The organism is Brotonthovivens ammoniilytica, from assembly GCF_025566885.1.
In the GTDB taxonomy this organism is placed as follows: Bacteria; Bacillota; Clostridia; order Lachnospirales; family Lachnospiraceae; genus Brotonthovivens; species Brotonthovivens ammoniilytica.
Window position 1 is genome coordinate 1 of record NZ_JAOQJQ010000003.1, and the last position, 19,641, is coordinate 19,641.

At 44.2% G+C, this 19,641-nt stretch carries 13 protein-coding genes, 9 tRNA genes and 3 rRNA genes; 24 read left to right on the forward strand and 1 reads right to left on the reverse strand.

The genetic code is table 11. The features are described 5' to 3' along the window. The 12 genes from OCV88_RS08005 to OCV88_RS08060 all read left to right on the forward strand — a co-directional run. Positions 1-71 (forward strand): 16S ribosomal RNA (locus OCV88_RS08005); the annotation flags it as partial. 191 nt (positions 72-262) lie between these two features. Continuing rightward, a 5S ribosomal RNA gene (gene rrf, locus OCV88_RS08010) occupies positions 263-380 on the forward strand. 7 nt (positions 381-387) lie between these two features. Beyond that, a tRNA-Ile gene (locus tag OCV88_RS08015) sits at positions 388-461 on the forward strand. Positions 462-489: 28 nt separating this feature from the next. Further along, a tRNA-Ala gene (locus OCV88_RS08020) sits at positions 490-562 on the forward strand. Positions 563-868: 306 nt separating this feature from the next. Further along, positions 869-3,755 (forward strand): 23S ribosomal RNA (locus tag OCV88_RS08025). Positions 3,756-4,004: 249 nt separating this feature from the next. After that, a tRNA-Asn gene (locus OCV88_RS08030) sits at positions 4,005-4,076 on the forward strand. A gap of 176 nt (positions 4,077-4,252) precedes the next feature. Next, positions 4,253-4,324: transfer RNA gene (locus OCV88_RS08035), tRNA-Glu, on the forward strand. A gap of 60 nt (positions 4,325-4,384) precedes the next feature. Beyond that, positions 4,385-4,458 (forward strand) — tRNA-Ile (locus tag OCV88_RS08040). 22 nt (positions 4,459-4,480) lie between these two features. Then, positions 4,481-4,554, forward strand: a tRNA-Asp gene (locus tag OCV88_RS08045). A gap of 4 nt (positions 4,555-4,558) precedes the next feature. Further along, positions 4,559-4,631, forward strand: a tRNA-Val gene (locus OCV88_RS08050). A gap of 28 nt (positions 4,632-4,659) precedes the next feature. Further along, positions 4,660-4,743: transfer RNA gene (locus OCV88_RS08055), tRNA-Leu, on the forward strand. Positions 4,744-4,758: 15 nt separating this feature from the next. Continuing rightward, positions 4,759-4,832, forward strand: a tRNA-Arg gene (locus OCV88_RS08060). A 204-nt stretch (positions 4,833-5,036) separates the two neighbouring features. Here the strand turns inward: OCV88_RS08060 and OCV88_RS08065 are convergent. Further along, positions 5,037-5,957: a LysR family transcriptional regulator gene (locus OCV88_RS08065; RefSeq protein ID WP_262591012.1), complete on the reverse strand. Its 921-nt coding sequence runs from the start codon at positions 5,955-5,957 to the stop codon at positions 5,037-5,039. Positions 5,958-6,097: 140 nt separating this feature from the next. Between OCV88_RS08065 and OCV88_RS08070 the strand changes: the two genes are divergently transcribed. From OCV88_RS08070 to OCV88_RS08125, 12 genes are all read left to right on the forward strand, one after another. Then, on the forward strand, positions 6,098-7,777 hold the full coding sequence (locus tag OCV88_RS08070) for an FAD-dependent oxidoreductase (protein ID WP_158425006.1): 1,680 nt from the start codon (positions 6,098-6,100) through the stop codon (positions 7,775-7,777). Positions 7,778-7,799: 22 nt separating this feature from the next. Next, positions 7,800-8,336, forward strand: coding sequence for a TetR/AcrR family transcriptional regulator (locus tag OCV88_RS08075; protein WP_262591013.1), 537 nt, complete (start codon positions 7,800-7,802; stop codon positions 8,334-8,336). 103 nt (positions 8,337-8,439) lie between these two features. Continuing rightward, positions 8,440-9,270: a DAPG hydrolase family protein gene (locus OCV88_RS08080; RefSeq protein ID WP_158425008.1), complete on the forward strand. Its 831-nt coding sequence runs from the start codon at positions 8,440-8,442 to the stop codon at positions 9,268-9,270. Between the two features lie 339 nt (positions 9,271-9,609). Further along, on the forward strand, positions 9,610-9,855 hold the full coding sequence (locus OCV88_RS08085) for a 4Fe-4S dicluster domain-containing protein (RefSeq protein ID WP_158425009.1): 246 nt from the start codon (positions 9,610-9,612) through the stop codon (positions 9,853-9,855). Further along, positions 9,855-11,531, forward strand: a complete 1,677-nt coding sequence (locus OCV88_RS08090; protein WP_158425010.1) for an FAD-binding protein — start codon at positions 9,855-9,857, stop codon at positions 11,529-11,531. The genes OCV88_RS08085 and OCV88_RS08090 overlap by 1 nt, the downstream gene beginning before the upstream one ends. Positions 11,532-11,576: 45 nt before the next feature. After that, positions 11,577-12,914, forward strand: a complete 1,338-nt coding sequence (locus OCV88_RS08095) for a GntP family permease (protein ID WP_158425011.1) — start codon at positions 11,577-11,579, stop codon at positions 12,912-12,914. Between the two features lie 468 nt (positions 12,915-13,382). Continuing rightward, the gene (locus OCV88_RS08100; protein WP_158425012.1) at positions 13,383-14,327 is read left to right on the forward strand and encodes a 3-hydroxyacyl-CoA dehydrogenase family protein; all 945 of its coding nucleotides are present in this window, start codon (positions 13,383-13,385) and stop codon (positions 14,325-14,327) included. A gap of 51 nt (positions 14,328-14,378) precedes the next feature. Then, positions 14,379-15,557 carry a thiolase family protein gene (locus OCV88_RS08105; protein WP_158425013.1) on the forward strand — a complete coding sequence of 393 codons (1,179 nt, stop codon included), beginning with the start codon at positions 14,379-14,381 and terminating at the stop codon, positions 15,555-15,557. A 181-nt stretch (positions 15,558-15,738) separates the two neighbouring features. Next, positions 15,739-16,557, forward strand: a complete 819-nt coding sequence (locus OCV88_RS08110) for a cyclase family protein (protein WP_158425014.1) — start codon at positions 15,739-15,741, stop codon at positions 16,555-16,557. A 51-nt stretch (positions 16,558-16,608) separates the two neighbouring features. Further along, entirely contained in the window at positions 16,609-17,907 is a 1,299-nt protein-coding gene (locus OCV88_RS08115) for an MFS transporter (RefSeq protein ID WP_262591015.1), read from the forward strand. Between the two features lie 76 nt (positions 17,908-17,983). Beyond that, on the forward strand, positions 17,984-19,273 hold the full coding sequence (locus tag OCV88_RS08120; protein ID WP_158425015.1) for a DUF362 domain-containing protein: 1,290 nt from the start codon (positions 17,984-17,986) through the stop codon (positions 19,271-19,273). Next, positions 19,273-19,548 (forward strand): hypothetical protein, encoded by a 276-nt coding sequence (locus OCV88_RS08125; protein WP_158425016.1) that lies wholly within the window; start codon positions 19,273-19,275, stop codon positions 19,546-19,548. The genes OCV88_RS08120 and OCV88_RS08125 overlap by 1 nt, the downstream gene beginning before the upstream one ends. Positions 19,549-19,641: the final 93 nt, after the last annotated feature.

Below are 19,641 nucleotides of genomic sequence, written 5' to 3' on the forward strand. Positions count from 1 at the left end.
CAGGCCTGATAACTGGGGTGAAGTCGTAACAAGGTAGCCGTATCGGAAGGTGCGGCTGGATCACCTCCTTTCTAAGGAAATCGAGTAGGAGATATTTCACTGTTGAGTTATTAAGCAGAGCACTTAGGGAAAACGAGCCAAAGGCGAAGTTTGAAGTTAGTGCGAGCTTAGTTCGAAGGAACTTAGCGAAGGCGAGCCGGAAGGGGAAGCCTGAGGTTAGTGAATCGAACTTCCTTGTGAAAGGAACTTAATAACAAAACTTTCCGGTGGCGATGCGCCTAGGGGAAACACCCGTACCCATCCCGAACACGATGGTTAAGACCTAAGCGGCCGATGGTACTATGCTGGAGACGGCATGGGAGAGCAGGTGGCTGCCGGATTAGAAATGGGCTTATAGCTCAGCCGGTTAGAGCGCACGCCTGATAAGCGTGAGGTCGGTGGTTCGAGTCCACTTAAGCCCATTTATAAAAAATAAAAAGAAACCCGAATGGGGGCATAGCTCAGTTGGGAGAGCACCTGCCTTGCAAGCAGGGGGTCGAGAGTTCGAATCTCTCTGTCTCCATTGCACGAAGCATCCCAAAAGATGCCAAGTGCTGATATGTACCTTGAAAACTTCATACAGAGATAATGAATTGATAAAACGTTTTGTGATCGAAAGATCATAAAACCTCAGATATATCAAGACATCCGAGAAATTTGTCAGCAGAATGCAAATGAACATGAGCATCTGCAGACGAAAATGCAAACCAAACACAATCGTTGAAAAACGAAAACTCATTCTTGAATGAGAGCTGCGAAAGCAGCAGACCCGCCTAAGTAGCTAACGCTATAGCGAACAGGAAGGGAGAGCGGAAAACGCTCGTAGCAAGGTCAAGCAAGAAAGAGCGCAGGGTGGATGCCTTGGCACTAAGAGCCGAAGAAAGACGTGATAAGCTGCGAAAAGCTGCGGGGAGGAGCAAATATCCATAGAGCCGCAGATGTCTGAATGGGGAAACCCACATGAGAAACCCTCATGTATCCATACGCCAATCCATAACGTATGGAGGGGAACCCGGTGAACTGAAACATCTAAGTAGCCGGAGGAAGAGAAAGAAACATCGATTTCGTAAGTAGCGGCGAGCGAACGCGAAAGAGCCCAAACCATGGTGCGTGCATCATGGGGTTCGGACCGCATAAATGATTCAGTGATTCTAGCAGAACGGTTTTGGGAAAGCCGGCCGGAGAGGGTGAAAGCCCCGTAAGCGAAAGAAGAACTGACATGGCGGGATCCAGAGTACATCGAGACACGTGGAACCTTGATGGAANAAGCGGGGACCACCCCGTAAGGCTAAATACTCCTTAGTGACCGATAGCGCATAGTACTGTGAAGGAAAGGTGAAAAGGACCCCGGGAGGGGAGTGAAAGAGAACCTGAAACCCTGTGTTTACAAGCTGTGGAACCATTATCAAAAGTGGAACCGCGTACTTTTTGTAGAACGGTCCGGCGAGTTGTGCATACTGGCAAGGTTAAGGAATAAAGTTCCGGAGCCGGAGGGAAACCAAGTCTTAAGAGGGCGAAAATAGTCAGTAGGTGCAGACCCGAAACCGGGTGATCTATCCATGTCCAGGATGAAGATGCCGTAAAAGGCATTGGAGGTCCGAACGCACATCCGTTGAAAAGGGTGGCGATGAGGTGTGGATAGGGGAGAAATTCCAATCGAACCCGGAGATAGCTGGTTCTCCTCGAAATAGCTTTAGGGCTAGCCTCGGCAGAGTCTTATGGAGGTAGAGCACTGAATTCCTGCGGGGGCGTCAAAGCTTACCAAGGGATATCAAACTCCGAATGCCATGAAGATGCTTGCCGGGAGTCAGACTATACGAGATAAGTTGGATAGTCGAAAGGGAAAGAGCCCAGACCTGCAGCTAAGGTCCCAAAGTGTGTGTTAAGTGGAAAAGGATGTGGGATTTCAAAGACAACTAGGATGTTGGCTCAGAAGCAGCCACACATTCAAAGAGTGCGTAACAGCTCACTAGTCGAGAGGTCCTGCGCCGAAAATGTCCGGGGCTGAAACACACCACCGAAGCTCAGGAACCGAAAGGTTGGTAGAGGAGCATTCTTATGTGGAAGAAGCAGTACCGGAAGGAGCTGTGGACGGATAAGAAGAGAGAATGCCGGAATGAGTAGCGAGAACAAGGTGGGAATCCTTGTGGCCGAATATCTAAGGTTTCCAGGGTAAAGCTGATCTGCCCTGGGTAAGTCGGGGCCTAAGGCGAGGCTGAAAAGCGTAGCCGATGGACAACAGGTTGAGATTCCTGTACCGCGTATAAACAGAACTGTGGGGACGCAGAAGGAAAGCATAAGCCGGGAATGGAAAGACCGGTACAAGCAGGGTAGGAGTGATGCAGGCAAATCCGTATCACAATCTGAAGCTGTGATGTGGAGCGAAATATAAGTAGCGAAGTATGTGAGCCGGCTGCCAAGAAAAGCCGCTATTGTTTTATACGTGCCCGTACCGTAAACCGACACAGGTGGATGAGGAGAGAATCCTAAGGCCGGCGGGAGAAGCATTGTCAAGGAACTCGGCAAAATGACCCCGTAACTTCGGGAGAAGGGGTGCCACAGTGATGTGGCCGCAGAGAATAGGCTCAAGCAACTGTTTAGCAAAAACACAGGTCTATGCGAAACCGTAAGGTGAGGTATATGGGCTGACGCCTGCCCGGTGCTGGAAGGTTAAGAGGAGAGGTTAGCGAAAGCGAAGCTTTGAATTCAAGCCCCAGTAAACGGCGGCCGTAACTATAACGGTCCTAAGGTAGCGAAATTCCTTGTCGGGTAAGTTCCGACCCGCACGAAAGGCGTAATGATTTGAGCGCTGTCTCGACAATGCACCCGGTGAAATTGAAGTACCAGTGAAGATGCTGGTTACCCGCGCCAGGACGGAAAGACCCCATGGAGCTTTACTCCAGTTTGGTACTGGGATTCGGTACTGCACGTACAGGATAGGTGGGAGCCTAAGAAAAGTGGACGCCAGTCTGCTTAGAGGCGCTGTTGGGATACCACCCCTGCAGTATTGGGTTTCTAACCATCTGCCGTGACCCGGCAGTGGGACAATGCCAGGCGGGGAGTTTGACTGGGGCGGTCGCCTCCGAAAGAGTATCGGAGGCGCTCAAAGTTTCCCTCAGAATGGTCGGAAACCATTTAGAGAGTGCAAAGGCAGAAGGGAGGCTGACTGCGACACCGACGGGTGGAGCAGGTACGAAAGTAGGACTTAGTGATCCGGTGGCATAAAGTGGGATTGCCATCGCTCAACGGATAAAAGCTACCCTGGGGATAACAGGCTTATCACTCCCAAGAGTTCACATCGACGGAGTGGTTTGGCACCTCGATGTCGGCTCATCGCATCCTGGGGCTGTAGCAGGTCCCAAGGGTTGGGCTGTTCGCCCATTAAAGCGGTACGCGAGCTGGGTTCAGAACGTCGTGAGACAGTTCGGTCCCTATCCGGCGCGGGCGCAGGATATCTGAGGGGAGCTGGCCTTAGTACGAGAGGACCGGGCTGGACGGACCCCTGGTGCATCAGCTGTCATACCAATGGCACAGCTGGGTAGCCAAGTCCGGAAGGGATAAACGCTGAAGGCATCTAAGCGTGAAGCCCCCCCCAAGATGAGATATCCCTCCGAAAGGAGTAAGGACCCTTAGAGAGTATGAGGTAGATAGGTCAGAGGTGGAAGTGCAGTAATGTATGGAGCTGACTGATACTAATCGTCCGAGGGCTTGACCAAAAAGGGAAGAAAGCGGGTTCCTGAAACCGGGAGCACAGGGAAGAAAAGTTATTTTCTGAGCTGTGGGAGCTGGTTGAAGGAAAGGCATTTGCAGAGCAAATGGCACCGAGAAAGCGAAGCTTTTGAGGTGACCCGGTTTCAAAAAAGGAAAATGGTTTTAGTGAATCGAACTTCCTTAAATATGTCTGGAATGCTTTCACGGAAATCTGTATGAAGTTTTGAAGGTATATGAAATAAGATAGTACCTGATCCTCGATAGCTCAATGGTAGAGCATTCGGCTGTTAACCGAAGGGTTGTAGGTTCGAGCCCTACTCGGGGAGTTAGGAAAATCTGTAAACACTAATGTTTACAGATTTTTTATGCTATAAGGAGATTTTCTCAGTCCCTTTTTGGCTTTGCAAGTATTGCAGATAAAATACTTGCAATATAATTGGATGTATGATAATATTAACTTCGTTGCTGAGAGTAATATTGTGTAAGATAAATGAATGATTATGGCTCCATGGTCAAGCGGTTAAGACATCGCCCTTTCACGGCGGTAACACGGGTTCGATTCCCGTTGGAGTCATTTGAGCAGATTAGCTGCAGATCAGCAGGTTATCGGTTTTAAGTCCGATTATCGGCTTATGGACCTTTAGCTCAGTTGGTTAGAGCAACCGGCTCATAACCGGTCGGTCCTGGGTTCGAGTCCCCGAAGGTCCACTTAAAAACAAAAGAAACATATGGCCTAGTGGCTCAGTTGGTTAGAGCGCCGCCCTGTCACGGCGGAGGTCGTCGGTTCGAGTCCGATCTGGGTCGTTAAGGGATCTTAGCTCAGCTGGGAGAGCATCTGCCTTACAAGCAGAGGGTCACAGGTTCGAGCCCTGTAGGTCCCATACCTGTACGGAAAAAGTGCAGGGAAATGCCGGCGTGGCGGAACTGGCAGACGCGCAGGACTTAAAATCCTGTGGTGGCGACATCGTACCGGTTCGATTCCGGTCGCCGGCATTTAAAACAGAATATGTGTGTGTAGCTCAGCTGGATAGAGCACTTGGCTACGGACCAAGGTGTCGGGAGTTCGAATCTTCTCACGCACGTAACAAAAGAGGGTGCCGCAGGATCATTATTTTAGATGGTTCTGCGGTACTTTCATTATTATCGGTATTAAAAACGCTGAGGCCTTTGATATGTCCAGAACTCTGGGTGCATTTCATTTACGGCTACAGCGATTTTTTGTCTCCTTTTTCTTTTTTATTATGTACAGGAAAAATATCTTCCTGTTAATGAGATTATATAAATCTTTAGTAGAGAACAATTCCATATTCTGCATCTGCCAGAAATTCAGGTCTTCCATATTCTATCAGGATATCGTGAAGGACGCTGATAGACTGGGAGATATCTTTTTTCTTGTGATATACCAGATGAAAATTTCTGTCCCATTCGTAGTTTCCGTTCATAAAAATCTGTACATCATGATTTTTGATTTCTTTTTCAAACAACCGCACAGAAGCAATAGTCAGCAGGTTTTGCTGCATGACAGCAGTTTTCAATGAATCAATATCGCAGGTTTCCCAGCGTACATCAATATTAATATGGTGTTCGGTAAGATAGGATTCCATCATTGTGCGTGTGCCGCTTCCGGCCTCACGCAGAGCAAAAGAATAGTTTGACAAATCTTTCAATGTCACTCGTTTTTTCCCTGCTAACGGATGGGTGCTGCTACAGATGAGAACCAGATAATCTGAAATCAGCGGCATACTGATAAGTTCATTGTTTTTAACGGATCCTTCGATGAGGCCCACATCTAAATTAGATTTTAAAAGTTTTTCTTCTACTGATGCGGTATTCCCTGAATATGAAAAAATATCCAGATGAGGAAGGCGTGTGGTGAGCTGAGTTAAAATATCAGGAAGCAGACAGGTACTGATTGTCAGTGTAGCGCCAATTCGAAGCTGCTGTGTTTTATTGATCTGCAGCATAGCGTGTTCTAGCGTGTCAAACTCTGCTACAACATGTCTGGCATAGCTCAACAGGTATCTGCCATGTTCCGTAATATAAAGTTTTTGTGCGATTCTTTCAAAAAGCAGCACATTATAATGCTCCTCAAGTTCCCGGATAATCTGACTGACTGTTGGCTGAGAGAGAAAAAATTTAGAAGCAGTCATACTCATTTTTCCACTGTCGGCAACTTCAATAAATACACGTAAATGGCGTATTGTCATAATATTTTTCCTCCGGTTAAAATGATACTGTGATATATGAATTTGACCTGCAGCAATTAAGACATATTTTAGCATTTTACAGAATCGGGTGCAAGTGATAGGATAAATGCAGGTAAACAGTGTTATCGGGGGATAAAGATATGAATCTGCAACAATGTGGAAAAGTGGAAAAAGTAGATTTTCTTATTATCGGGGGAGGGATTGGCGGTCTGCAGGCGGCAATTACCGGTGCCCGGCTGGGGCTTGACACTCTGGTTGTAGAAAAAGCTGATACCAGGCGTTCTGGATGTGCTGCTAATGGAAATGATCATTTCGCCTGTTATATTCCTGAATATCACGGAAAAAATTTTGATTTTGCGGTCAGGGAAATGTCCAATACAATGGACGGAGGTTCCTGGCAGGATATGAGTATGCTGAAAACCTGGATGGCAAGGAGTTATGAGGTTGTACAGGCCTGGGAATCTTATGGAATCTGTATGCGTCCCAATGGCAGCTGGAATTTTGAGGGGCATACGTTTCCGGGACAGCAGAGTTATCATTTAAAATATGAGGGAAGCAATATTAAGAAGCTTCTGACAGCAGAAGCGTTACGTTCTGGCAGCAGAATTATGAATAAGACAGCTGTTTGTGAGATTTTGACCAATGGGGCAGGCAAAGTGATTGGGGCCATGGGGATCCGGATGGACAAAGAAGAGCCGGAACTGGTATTATTTCAGGCAAAATCTACTCTGCTTGCAACGGGACTGGTTTCCAGACTTTATCCGGGGGTAAATCCGGCTTTTTTGTTTAATACGCCAAGCTGTCCGGCTTCTACAGGCAGCGGCCATGCAATGGCCTACCGGGCGGGAGCACGGTTAATCAATCTGGATATTCCGGCTGTTCATATTGGGCCCAAGTATTTTGAACGTGGGGGTAAGGGGAGCTGGATCGGTCTCATTTCAGATATTTATGGAAGGAGTATCGGACCATATATGAAGATCCCCTCCAGAAAGATGGGAGATATTACTCCTGATATCTGGCCGGATATTTTTTTGGAAAAAGCAAAGGATGGTACAGGGCCGGTTTATATGAACTGTACACATACCGGGGAAGCGGATTTGGCTTATATGAATGATAATTTTGAAAAGGACGGAATTGATTCACTGGCAGATTATATCAGACAGAACAGGGTGGATGTATCCAAAGATCTGATGGAGTTTTCTTTTTATGGGATGGATTTTGTTCATAGAGGAATTGAAATCCGGGAAGATGCATCAGCGACACTGGAAAATTTGTATGCTGCCGGATATGCAGTGGGAAATGTAAATGGTCATTCAACTGCGGCCGCTGTATTTGGAATGATTGCAGCTGAGTCAGCCTTCAGGAAGAATGCAGCAATTGACTGGGAGGAAATTGAAAATCATCCCGTTATGAGAGAAAAAACAGCGTTGATTAATGGGATGTTAGAGCGTGGAGAACATGGGGCACACTGGAGAGAAGCCAATGGCACTCTTCAAAGCATTATGAAAGATTATGCCGGGTATGAAGGGCGTTCTGAGACAATGCTGACTGCCGGGATTTCCTATATCAGACATTTGAAAGACATGGCAGAAGAACAGATGGGGGCGGCAGATGCGCATGAATTAATGCGGGCTCTTGAAGTGTTTGATATGCTGGATTTAGGCGAGGCGGTATTTTATATGAGCAGAAACCGAAAAGAGACAAGAGAACTGCACAGAAGAACGGACTATCCACAAGAGGACCATACCCTTAAAAACCAGTATCAGACCATTGAAAAAACATCAGATGGAATACAATTGGGATTTAGAAAAAGAGGATAGTCAGGAGACGTACGACAATTTTATGAAATATGAAAAGTCAAAACAAAAAATTAGAGAATCTTTTATACGGTTATATTCAAAATATGATATTAATGAGATTAGTATAATTATGTTGTGTGAAAACTCAAGAGTATCAAGAAGCACTTTTTATCGGTATTACAGTGATATTTATGAAGTTTTAGAAGAGATTGGAAATGGAATACTTGATAAATTTATAAAGATTAGAGCCAATCGCTGCCGTAACAGTTTTTCCAATACAAAGGATTATATTCAGGAATTGTTGAATTGTATCAATCAAAATGCAGATTTTATATATTGTATTTTAGTAAAAGAAAGAAATGGACTTTTTCTATGTAAATGGAAAAAGATCATCCGTCAGGATTTATCTGAAAAGTATACAAAAGACCATAAGCAGGGAGAAGCTATATTGTTGAAATTAGAAATGATTGTTTATGGAGTTTTGGGAGTTTTTTCGTATTGGCTGAGTCATAAAAGCAGTTGTTCAGATCAACTGGTTCTTTCTGCCTTGATTGATATCTGGGATCACGGGAAAATATAAACTGAGACATAATATCCGAATTTGTTCTGTTCTTCAAGTTTTTTTCTGATTAAAATAAATAACATCATAAGATTGATATGCAGAAAAAAGGAGGAGGTATTTTATGTCTGAGTTACAAAGGGTTAATGTCCCTAAAGGAAGTGAAAGCAAACCTTATTTTAAGTACTTTATGAGAAATATGGCGCCTGTTCCACAGGAAAAGCTGGATATGTTAAGCAGAGGTCCCGCAGATACTAAAAAAGCGTTAAAGCTTGATGACAGGGCAAAATTGTTTGAACCGGGTTATCTGCCGATGGAAGTAGGGTATGCATATTTTGATGATGGCTCAGCTGTGGTGGCTAATAAAACATTTTGCAGGGGTGTAACAGGAGAGATGCTTCAGTGGTATTTTGCATGGCATCCTATTGAGCCGTTAAGATATGCGGTATGGGATCCATTTGATCACTATGATTCAGTTGTTTCTGATGAGGTTCTTCATAGATTACTTGATCCGGACATTTCTATTGCAGATAAATGTTTTAACAGTGATCAGCTGGTTACGGAATCTCTGGTTATGGGTGCACCTGGTGTACCGATTATGATTCATTTTAGACGGCCGTCGGAATATGGTATGGATGATCATGTTTTAGAAACAAAACAAGTTTCGTTTATTGTATGTGCTAATTGTGAAATAAAGACTCCAGAGGGACATCCGGATGTCCCGGTATTTATGCTGCATACAGCAAGAGATATAGAAGAGGGATGTGAACTTAGAAGCAGGTTCTGGTTAGGCTGTCATGTGATTAATGGTGAGGCGAAGTGTATGCTTCCGCCAGGAGTGAGGTTTCCGGAGGAAACGGCAAAACAGCTGCTTGGTCACAACTTTAATGAATTTACAAATCTTGCCGCTATTTTGCCGGAATTATATAATGAAAATAAAAATAAATGGGAATAAACAGCTGTTTTAGGCAGGATATTGAGAAATACGAATAGTTTAAATCCTGAAAATAGCAGTGTTACCAGCTGAATGTTTTGGTGTTCGGATCATAATTCTTACTTGCTGTTCTTATTCCATCTGATGAAAAAAGCGATTGATTGTACAGTGTAATTCATTACAGATACAGTCAGCCGCTTTTTTTGTGTCTTCATAGATTTTCCTGATAGGTGCTATCAGAAGTTCCTATTTTACAACTAAGTTACCGAAAGGTAATATTGATGTAGATGATAATTATCACAGAGATCTGCAGAAGCGGTGCACAATCTGCGGAAGTAAGAATTTATAGGAGGTGCTGTTATGCCGCCGGTAATAGAAAAAACAAAATGTAAGAAATGCGGTTACTGCGCACAGATCTGTCCTTTGGATGTAATTAAGATGACAGAAACAGAACTTGGAACAGATATTGATGTAAAATATCCGGATGAATGCTGGCATTGCAGAGCATGTGAGAAGGACTGCCCGGAACATGCGATTTCAATGAGATATCCGCTGTCGCATATGATGCTTCATATGGAACCACAACAGAAAAGGGGGAAATCATAATGCCGGTTAAAGTTAGAGAAGAGATCGTAAAGACAGAGTTTTTAATTGCAGGCGGAGGAATCGGAGGCCTGCAGGCAGCCATTACAGCCGCAGGTCTTGGGGTGGATACGGTTGTGGCTGAAAAGGCAGATACCAGACGTTCCGGCTGTGGAGCTAACGGAAATGATCATTTTGCCTGTTATATACCAGAGTGTCATGGGGATGATTTTGAGCGGGTAGTAAGAGAAATCAATATGACAATGGATGGAGGTCCATGGCAGGATCAGATTATGCTTCGAACCTGGTTAAAAAGGAGCTTTGATGTCATTCAGCTATGGGAAAAGCTGGGCATAAAAATGCGGCCTGCGGGAAAATGGAATTTTGAAGGGCATTCTCTGCCGGGACAGCAGCGATATCATCTAAAGTTTGACGGTTCCAATCAAAAAAAGGTTCTCACAGATACGGCCAGAAAAAATGGGGCCCGTATTATGAATAAAATGCTGATCCATGATGTGCTTGTAAACCGGGAAGGCCGAGTTACAGGAGCTATTGGTATTGATGTAAGCAGGGATGAGCCGGAAGTAGTATTGTTCCAGGCAAAGGCTGTTTTGCTGGCACCGGGAATGGCTGCCAGACTGTATCCAGGTATAACACCGGCATATATGTTTAATACCCCCTGCTGTCCCGCTGTAACCGGCAGTGGTCATGCTATGGGATACCGGGCAGGGGCGAAGCTTGTAAATATTGATGTGCCTCAGGGACATGCGGGACCGAAGTATTTTGCCCGGGGCGGAAAAGGTACCTGGATCGGTGTGACAAGTGATTTAAGAGGTGAATGTGTGGCCCCATATAATACAAAGCCTTCCCGGGAAACCGGAGATGTGGTTGCGGATGTGTGGCCTTCCGTATTCCGGGATAAAATGATTGACGGAACAGGCCCTGCATTTATGAACTGCACAGAAACACCAAAGCAGGATCTGGAGTATATGCTTTATACCGGATTTGTCAGTGAAGGAATAGATTCTATTACCGATTATCTAGAACAGCATCAGATTGATCTTAGAGAATCTATGGTGGAATTTGGTTCTTATAATCCCACAATGAGTCAGAAAGGTCTGGAAACAGACGAACATGCGGCAACCAGTCTTCCTGGATTGTATGCGGCGGGAAATGCTGTGGGCAATTCCAGCGGAAATGTAACCGGAGCGGCTGTATTTGGTATGATTGCAGGTGAATCTGCAGCTGAATATGTGAAACAGGCAGAGTTTGAAGATATCTCAGATCATCCGTGGATTTCAGATCATATACAGTTTTATTCAGATCTTTTAAGCAGAAAAGGGGCTCACTGGAAAGAAGCGGCCTCCACGCTTCAGAATATTATGAATGATTATGCAGGGCTTAATGTGCGGTCAGAGGACATCTTAAGTACGGGTCTTGCTTATCTGCGGCAGTTAAAAGAGTATGCCCGCCGGGAGCTTTCAGCCGGAAATTCCCATGAGTTGATGCGTACCCTTGAAGTAATGGATATGATTGATCTGGGTGAACCGATCTTTTTAACTGCATTAAACAGAAAAGAGACTAGAGGCCAGCATAGACGTTCGGACTATACATATACAAACCTGCTGTTAAATAATAAATTTCAGACAATTTATAAAAGCGGTGATGAGGCTGTGATGGAGTTCAGAAATCGAAGGTAGCATTTAAAAACTGCAGAATCAGGAATTTTAGACGGGAGAAAAAGAATGAGTGCGATAGGCATTATAGGTATTTTAATAGGTATTGTATTATTGATCTGGCTGACAGTAAAGGGAATTCATGTTGTAATTCTTGCGCCGGCCTGTGCACTGCTTGTAATTGTGATGAATCAGATGGCGCCGCTGACCAGTCTGACAGAAGTATTTATGGGCGGAGCCATGGGATTTTTCAAAAATATGTTTTTTGTATTGCTTTTGGGGGCGCTGTTTGCCCAGATTTTTGAAAAGTCAGGAGCGGCGTTAAGCATTACAAATGGTATTCTGGGTGTGTTTGTCAAAGGTGATATGCGGTCATCCAGAGGAATTTTAACCTGTGTTATTTCACAGATTGTGATTGCGGCAATTTTTATGTTTGGCGGAATTGATGGTATGACAGAGTTGATTACCGTATTTCCCATCTGTCTTGCTATGTGCAAAAAGATGAATATCACAAGGAATCTGGTGCCGGCACTGGCATTTACAACTGGTGTGTGGGCGATGTGTTCACCAGGAGCGCCTCAGGCGGTAAATGAAATTGCGGCAAAGCTTTGTGGAACAACGGCATCTGCCGGTCTGGTGCCCGGAATTATTGCAGCGGCCTGCATGGCAGTATTTACCATCTGGTATTTGTATTTTGAAATGAAACGCGCTATGAAGCTGGGACTGACATTTGAGAGCCTTCCAGATGATCCGGATATGTCAGATGAGCGAAGACTTCCAAACTTCTGGGTCAGCATCATCCCTATGGCAGTTATTTTTGCTACATATAATTTCCTTCATCTTCAGCTGGTAACAGCATTGGCTATTGGTGTTATTTTATCCTTCGTTTTGCTGATGCCCACATTGCTGGAAGGAGAGAAAGGCCGTTTTGGAGAATTTACCACTGTATTATCCAAAGGTGCGGATGTAGGTGTGCGGATTACAATTATTGCGGCAGTATTGGCCGGATTTGGCAATGTAGTATCTAACACGCCAACCTTTACGCCGCTGATTGAGAAACTGTCTAGTACCCCGATTCCAATCCTGTTTATCTGTCTGGTATTGGTTGCAGTTATCTGTGCCATTACGTCAAACAGCAACGGAGGCATTCAGGTTGCTTTAAATATTACCATTCCAATGGCACAGCAGGCCGGTGTCAGTATGGCCGCTCTGCACAGAGTTGCAATTTTTGCGGCAAGTTCTTTAAATACGCTTCCCACGAATCCGGGAGTTATGATTACCTGCCAGCTGGCAAAGGTGCCTATGAAGGCAGCATACCGGCCGATTTTTGTATTAACAGTAGTGGCGCCTTTTGTAGGAGCTGTGATTGTTGCGGTACTTTACATGCTGTTTCCGGGAATGGCCTGAATATTTAAGCGTGATAAAAGACGGATTTTTTTCAGATATAAGATCAGCAGGAAAGAGAGCATTTGATATTGCCGGACTATAATAAAATATGTATGCTAAGAGCTTTGGTGTGAAAATGCCAAAGCTCTTAATCATTGTGTTTCCAGAGAACAACAGGAGAATAGCACCTGTTGCGATCTGGGAATTTTTTTGTTGCAAAAATGGTGAATTCTAAAGTGAAAAAGGATTTTGGCACTGTACGAAAGGAAAACGCTGAGAATGCATGACATCCATTTACAGATTCGCGCAGCGCCTTAAAATCAGGCAGTTAATGGAAAATAAAAGAACAGATCCTCATGATTTTTCTGGTTCTGTATTTGGAGAGAAAATCTGGCATAGGATTTGCAATGTTAGTATAGCGCATAAGCCAAAATCCAAGAAGCAGTATAGAGGAAATTTGGAAAAAACAGGAAGGGAGCAGAAAAATAAATGGATCTTAAAAAAAGGGTGGCGGTGCTGGGAGCCGGGAAAATGGGACTGGGTATTGCCCAGCTGTTTGCATCCAAAGGTCATCAGGTCAAAGTAATATATGTATACGATGACAAGACAAGATATGATGCAAAAGCCGTTCTAACAGAGAATCTTCAGGTTCTGGCAGAAAATGAAGTATTAAAGGCGGAGGAAATCCCACAGATTCTTCAAAGAATCAGCTTTGTGGATGCAATTGAAGAGGTGTCAGATTTTGCAGATATTGTATTTGAATGTATCATTGAAAAACTGGAAATCAAGCAGGAGTATTTTGCGCGGATGGATCAGATTTTTCCGGTGGAAACAATTTTGGCCACGAATACATCAGCGATTGGAATTACAGAGATTGCAGAAAAATCTGTACACAGAGAGCGTATTATTGGAACCCACTACTGGAATCCTGCCTATCTGGTTCCGCTGGTGGAGGTTATAAAAACAAAATATGTTTCAGATCAGATTGTACAGGATACCTATGATCTGCTGAAGCAGGCAGGGAAAAAGCCGGTAATTGTAAAAAAAGATGTTCCCGGTTTTCTGGCAAATCGGATGCAGCATGCGCTGTTTCGGGAAGCATTATCTATTATTGAGCAGGATATTGCAGATCCGGCAGCTGTAGACGATGCCATTAAATATGGCTTTGGCATGCGCCTTGGAATCTGTGCGCCTGTGGAAGTAATGGATATGGGGGGCTTGGATTTAACCTACAATATTCATAAATATTTGTTCCCGCATCTTGAAAATTCCACGGAGCCGTCTAAATTGCTGACAGAGCGGATTGAAAGGGGCGATCTGGGATTTAAAACCGGGCAGGGGCTTGAAGCCTGGTCAGAGGAAGAGGTAAAGAGTGCAAACAAAGAGCTGACAGAAGGGCTGATTAAAGTGGCGCGGGCGCTGGGAAGACTGTAAAAGTTTTTGTGGATGTTTGTGCCGGATAATTAAGAAAAGAGGATCAATGAAATGAGAAATGTTGTAATTGCTGCAGGCTGCAGGACGCCCATTGGTACAATGGGGGGACAATTTAAAACACTGACATCACTGGATTTGTCCATTCCGGTTATGCAGAATCTGATAAAACGTTCCGGAATTGACAGTGGAATGATAGAGGATGTGATCTGGGGATGCAATTATCAGAGAACTTATAAAGAAAATAACCTTGCCCGTGTGGCGGCAGTAAAAGCCGGGCTGCCGGTAACTGTTCCGGGGATTACGGTACATAGAAATTGTACATCTTCCATGTCTTCTATCCAGATGGGATATTATCAGATTAAGGCCGGGGAGGCTGATTGTATTATGGCCGGAGGAGCCGACAGCATGAGCACCGCGCCTCATATGGTATTTCATGCAAGATATGGACAAAAATACGGCAATATGGAACTGAGAGATTCTATGTGGGATTCTCTTACAAATCTGGGTGTAGGGCCTGCTATGGGAATTACAGCAGAAAATGTTGCTGATAAGTATGATGTCACAAGAGAACAGATGGACGCTTATTCTCTGCGGTCTCAGAAACGGGCGGCAGCAGCTATGGACGCAGGAAAATTTGAAGAGGAGATTATACCTGTTACAGTTTCCACACGAAAAGGAGAAACCGTTTTTCGGACCGATGAATATCCGAAACGCAATGCGACTTTAGAGGGACTTGAAAGATTAAAGCCTGCATTTAAAGAAGGCGGAAAAGTGACTGCAGGAAATGCATCGGGAATGAATGATGCGGCATCTGGCGTTATTTTAGTAGAAGAGGAAAAAGCGAAAGAACTGGGGCTTCCGATTCTGGCCCGGATTGTCAGTGTGGCAACCACTGGTGTAGAGCCGGAGCTTATGGGTATCGGTCCCATCAGCGCTACAAAAAAAGCATTAAAAAAAGCAGGACTGACTATTGAGGATATTGACCTGTTTGAAATTAATGAAGCCTTTGCATCTCAGTGTCTGGCCTGCCAGAAAGAACTGGGAATTCCGGATGATAAACTCAATGTTAACGGCGGAGGAATCTCTCTTGGTCATCCTGTTGGTGCAACAGGGTCCAGAATTGTAATCTCTTTGATGTATGAAATGATAAGAAGAGAAAATCGTTATGGTGCAGCCACTCTTTGTGCCGGCGGGGGTATGGGAACTGCTGTAATCATAGAGCGGATTTAGGGATAAGAGTAAAAAGCTGCAACAGGCAGACCGGTGAGCGTTGCGGGTGCGCAACAGATCAGACTGCCAGAGGCGTAAACAGTGCAGTTTCCGGTGATTTATTTTGGCATGTGTTTTGCAATAAATAAATCCGGAAGCCAAAAGGCGTAAATAAATTAAGTTAGAGAAAAGGAGAATCATTATGGGAAAACAAGTATTAGTAGATTTATCACATCCGTTTGGAAGAGGAAATCCATTATGGCCGTCAAATGGAGATTTTCATATTGACAGAGTGCAGCATATGCCGATGCATTACAGATTGCTGCAGACATTTAACGATTTTCATATGCACAATAGTACACATGCGGATTCCCCGTCTCATGTAATACCGGAAGGTGCATTTACACATGAACTTCCATTAGAGAATTATTATGGAGAGGCTGTCTGCCTGGACATTCCTAAAAAGCACTGGGAGCTGATTACGGTAGAAGACATTGAAAATGCGGCCAAAAAAGTAGAAGGCGGCATCAAAGAAGGAGACTGGGTACTTCTTTGTACTGGTATGCATAAACGCTGGGGAGAAAATGATGATTATTTTGCTTACAGTCCGGGATTATCCATTGACGGAGCCAAATGGTTTGTAGAGCATAAAGTAAAAGGCGTTGGTTTTGATATGCAGGCCATTGACCATATTTTATATACATATGCTGCTCAGCACGGTCCGGGGCCTTATGTTCCAAGAATTGTTGATGAATATAAAAAAGAATTCGGTCATGATCCCCTGGAGGATTTTCCGGAATGGGAGCCGTGTCACGAGATTTTACTTGGAAATAACGTTATGGGTATTGAGAACCTTGGGGGAGATATCGAAAAAGTCAAGGGACAGCGGTTTATGTTCTGTGCATTTCCATTGAGATGGTATATGGGAGACGGAACCATTGTACGTGCGGTTGCTTTCATTGACGAGGATAAGATTAATAAAGATGTGCCTGACCGGGTTTACAAATACGGTGTATATTAAGCCCCAAAGATAAAAGCTTGTTTTAGGCTTGTATTGCCGGGATGAGAAGTGATGAAAGGAATAGGAGAGGTTATGGATAAAAAGAACAATCATTCTCTGTTTGATTTTGGAAAAGCCGGATGGGGAACCATTATTTTCTGTATGGCAATGTTCTGGTTTTTTGTAGGGTTTTGTACAGATGGAAATAATGTAACTGCGCCGGCTGTAGCTGCCCATCTGGGAATTCAGCCCGGAACCGTGCTTCAGATGAACTCATACGGCGGTATGATCGGCGTGGTTTTCTACATTGCAATGGGACAGCTGACACGTAAAATAGGAGCGCGAAAAGTTTCCGGAATTTCCCTGTTTATATCAGCGGCAGCCTATATTGTTATCGGAAACTGTCCGAATCTCGCTGTATACACGATTGCCTATGTCTGTTTGATTGGTTCTATTATGTCGGCGGGCTATGTAGTGGGCGGCGCGCTGGTGGCTCAGTGGTTTCCAAAGAGAAAAGGCGTTGTTATGGGATATACAACCATGGGACTGAATATTGCATCTGCCACATGGGTTCCTATGATGACATTTATTGTAAATAAAATGGGATTTGAAAAGGGTGTGATTATCCCGGCGGTTTTGGTAGCAGTTCTTGCAGTGATCGGTCTTGTATTTATGCGGAATACCCCTCAGGAGAGAGGTATCAATCCGGACTGTGTATCAGATGAAGTGTATAAAGCAGAATACGATCAGGATGATGCGGAACATGATACAAGATGGACTGTGAAAAAATTATTGAAAACCCGCGCGGTGTGGACAGTAGCCCTTGCAACAGGAATTTTACAATGCTGCTCTACAGGCGTTATGAGCCAGCTGGTTGTCCGTAATCAGGAGCTTGGAATGTCTGCCACACAGGCGGTATCCATGATGACGATTATTGCTGTTGTGGGAATTTTTGGTTCCTGGCTGATTGGTGTATTTGACGATAAGTTTGGAACTAAAAAAGTTATGATTATTTTCTGTATCTGGTATGCTGCGGCAATTTTGGCCAACGTAACAGATACCAGATGGGGAATGTATCTGGCTGTATTTATGATTGGAATATCCATTGGAGGATCGGCAAACTTTATGACCTCTTTTCCCTCTTCTGTATTTGGAAGACACGGATTTGAAAAAGTCAACAGCGTAATATTCCCGATTCAGTCCATTGTAACGGCCAGTGCATTTCTGATTGACGGAATCAGTCTTAATGTAACCGGAAGCCTTCGATGGAGTTACCTTGTGCTGGCGATTATCGGATTAATAGATATTATTTTTGTGGGTCTGACAAAAGATCATGAATTTAATCTTGACTGGAAAAAACAAAGCGTTTGATAAGACAAAGAAACAGAATATGTGCAGGCGGGATTCTTTTCCGGAAAGTCTGCATAAGAATAGAGGAGGAAACAGCATGGCAAAGAAATCTTTAGTTGCCCTTGCCAAAGGAACCGGTGTACAGGAGAATGTAACAAAGGTTTTTGATCTGATGGGCGGAGTAGAGCATGTAATTCGAAAAGGCTCCACGGTGGTTTTAAAGCCCAATGCCGGTCATGCGGAGCCGCCGGAAACGTCTGTCTGCACGAATCCGGAAGTGGTAAGAGCGGTTATCCGTGAAGTGAAAAAGGCATCGCCAAAAAGAATTATTATAGCAGAGGCGGCGGCTATTGGCTGCGATACGCTGGAGTGCTTTAAGGTCAGCGGTATTGAGGCCGTTGCAGAGGAAGAAAATGTAGAACTTATGGATATTAAGCGGGATAAAGATCTAGTGAATATTGCAGTTCGTGATTACAGATCGAATATTGATCATGTGCTGCTTCCAAGGTTCTTATTAGAAGCCGATCATCTGATTAATTTGCCCATTTTGAAAGCACACGCAAGTATGGTGTTTTCCGGTGCCTTAAAAAATATTAAAGGTGTGGTTCAGGATAAAGTACATATGCAGATGCATCAGCAGAACCTGACTATGGCAATGATGGATGTGTGGTCTGCCTGCCGTGCAGATATTAATATTATGGATGCCATGCATGCGGCAAGCGGCTACAGCCCTCATATGCCGGTGCCCATTGACACTAATATGGTACTCGGGTCAAAGGATCCGGTAGCCATTGACCGGGTAGCCTGCGAGGTGACGGGTATTGACACAACTTGTGTAGATTATTTTAAGGTTGCGGCAGAAACCGGACTTGGCAATTATGATATGGAAAACATTGAGGTAGTTGGAAATACCATTGAAGAGTGCTACAAGAAAATGTGGATTCCATACATTGGCGATATGAGCACCAGATGGCCGGAATATGATGTACGGTGTGAAGGCGCCTGCTCTAGCTGTCAGGCATTGCTGGCTATCAATATGGAAGAGCTAAAGGCAGTAAATGAGTATGATAAAAATGCCGGAATGACAGTTGTAATCGGAGGAAAGAATGAGATTCCAAAAGATATTCCGGATGAAAAAATTGTGCTTCACGGAAACTGCACAAAAAAATATTTAAAAGATCATCCGAATGCATACTGGATTTTAGGATGTCCGCCAAACGAGCCGGCTTTGTATCTGACTGTACAGAGAAAAGAAGTAATCAATGGAATGGGCGATCAGGAAGAAGAAATTATCCGCCCGTGTATGGCAAGAGATGCTGCAGTCTGGCGGGATTATGTTTTTGAAGCCGCAGAGAAATATTATTCAGAGCATCCGGGGGAAAAATAATGGATGATTATGTATTTGTCGATGTAGATCCAAAATTTCGGCAGCTATTGAAATCTATTTTTACAGATGAATTTATGAAAAGCTTTACGAATTTTGAAAATTTTGAAGGATTTCAGTATTCCAGTGCGGTAATTACCAACTGGAATTCTGAACGGATGGTATATTCTCAGCTTCTGATGGACAATTTTGTAAGAGAAAGCACCAGGTTTTCTTCCTGGAATGAAATGGTGATTGCCGCGTCAGATCAGCGGTTTGGAAAAGCAAAAGTAAATTAGAACCATAATAACATAAACCTCTACAATAAAAGAACCGGGATACTGCAGGGACAGTTCCTGGTTCTTTTCACTCTATAGGAAATACCGTGTTGT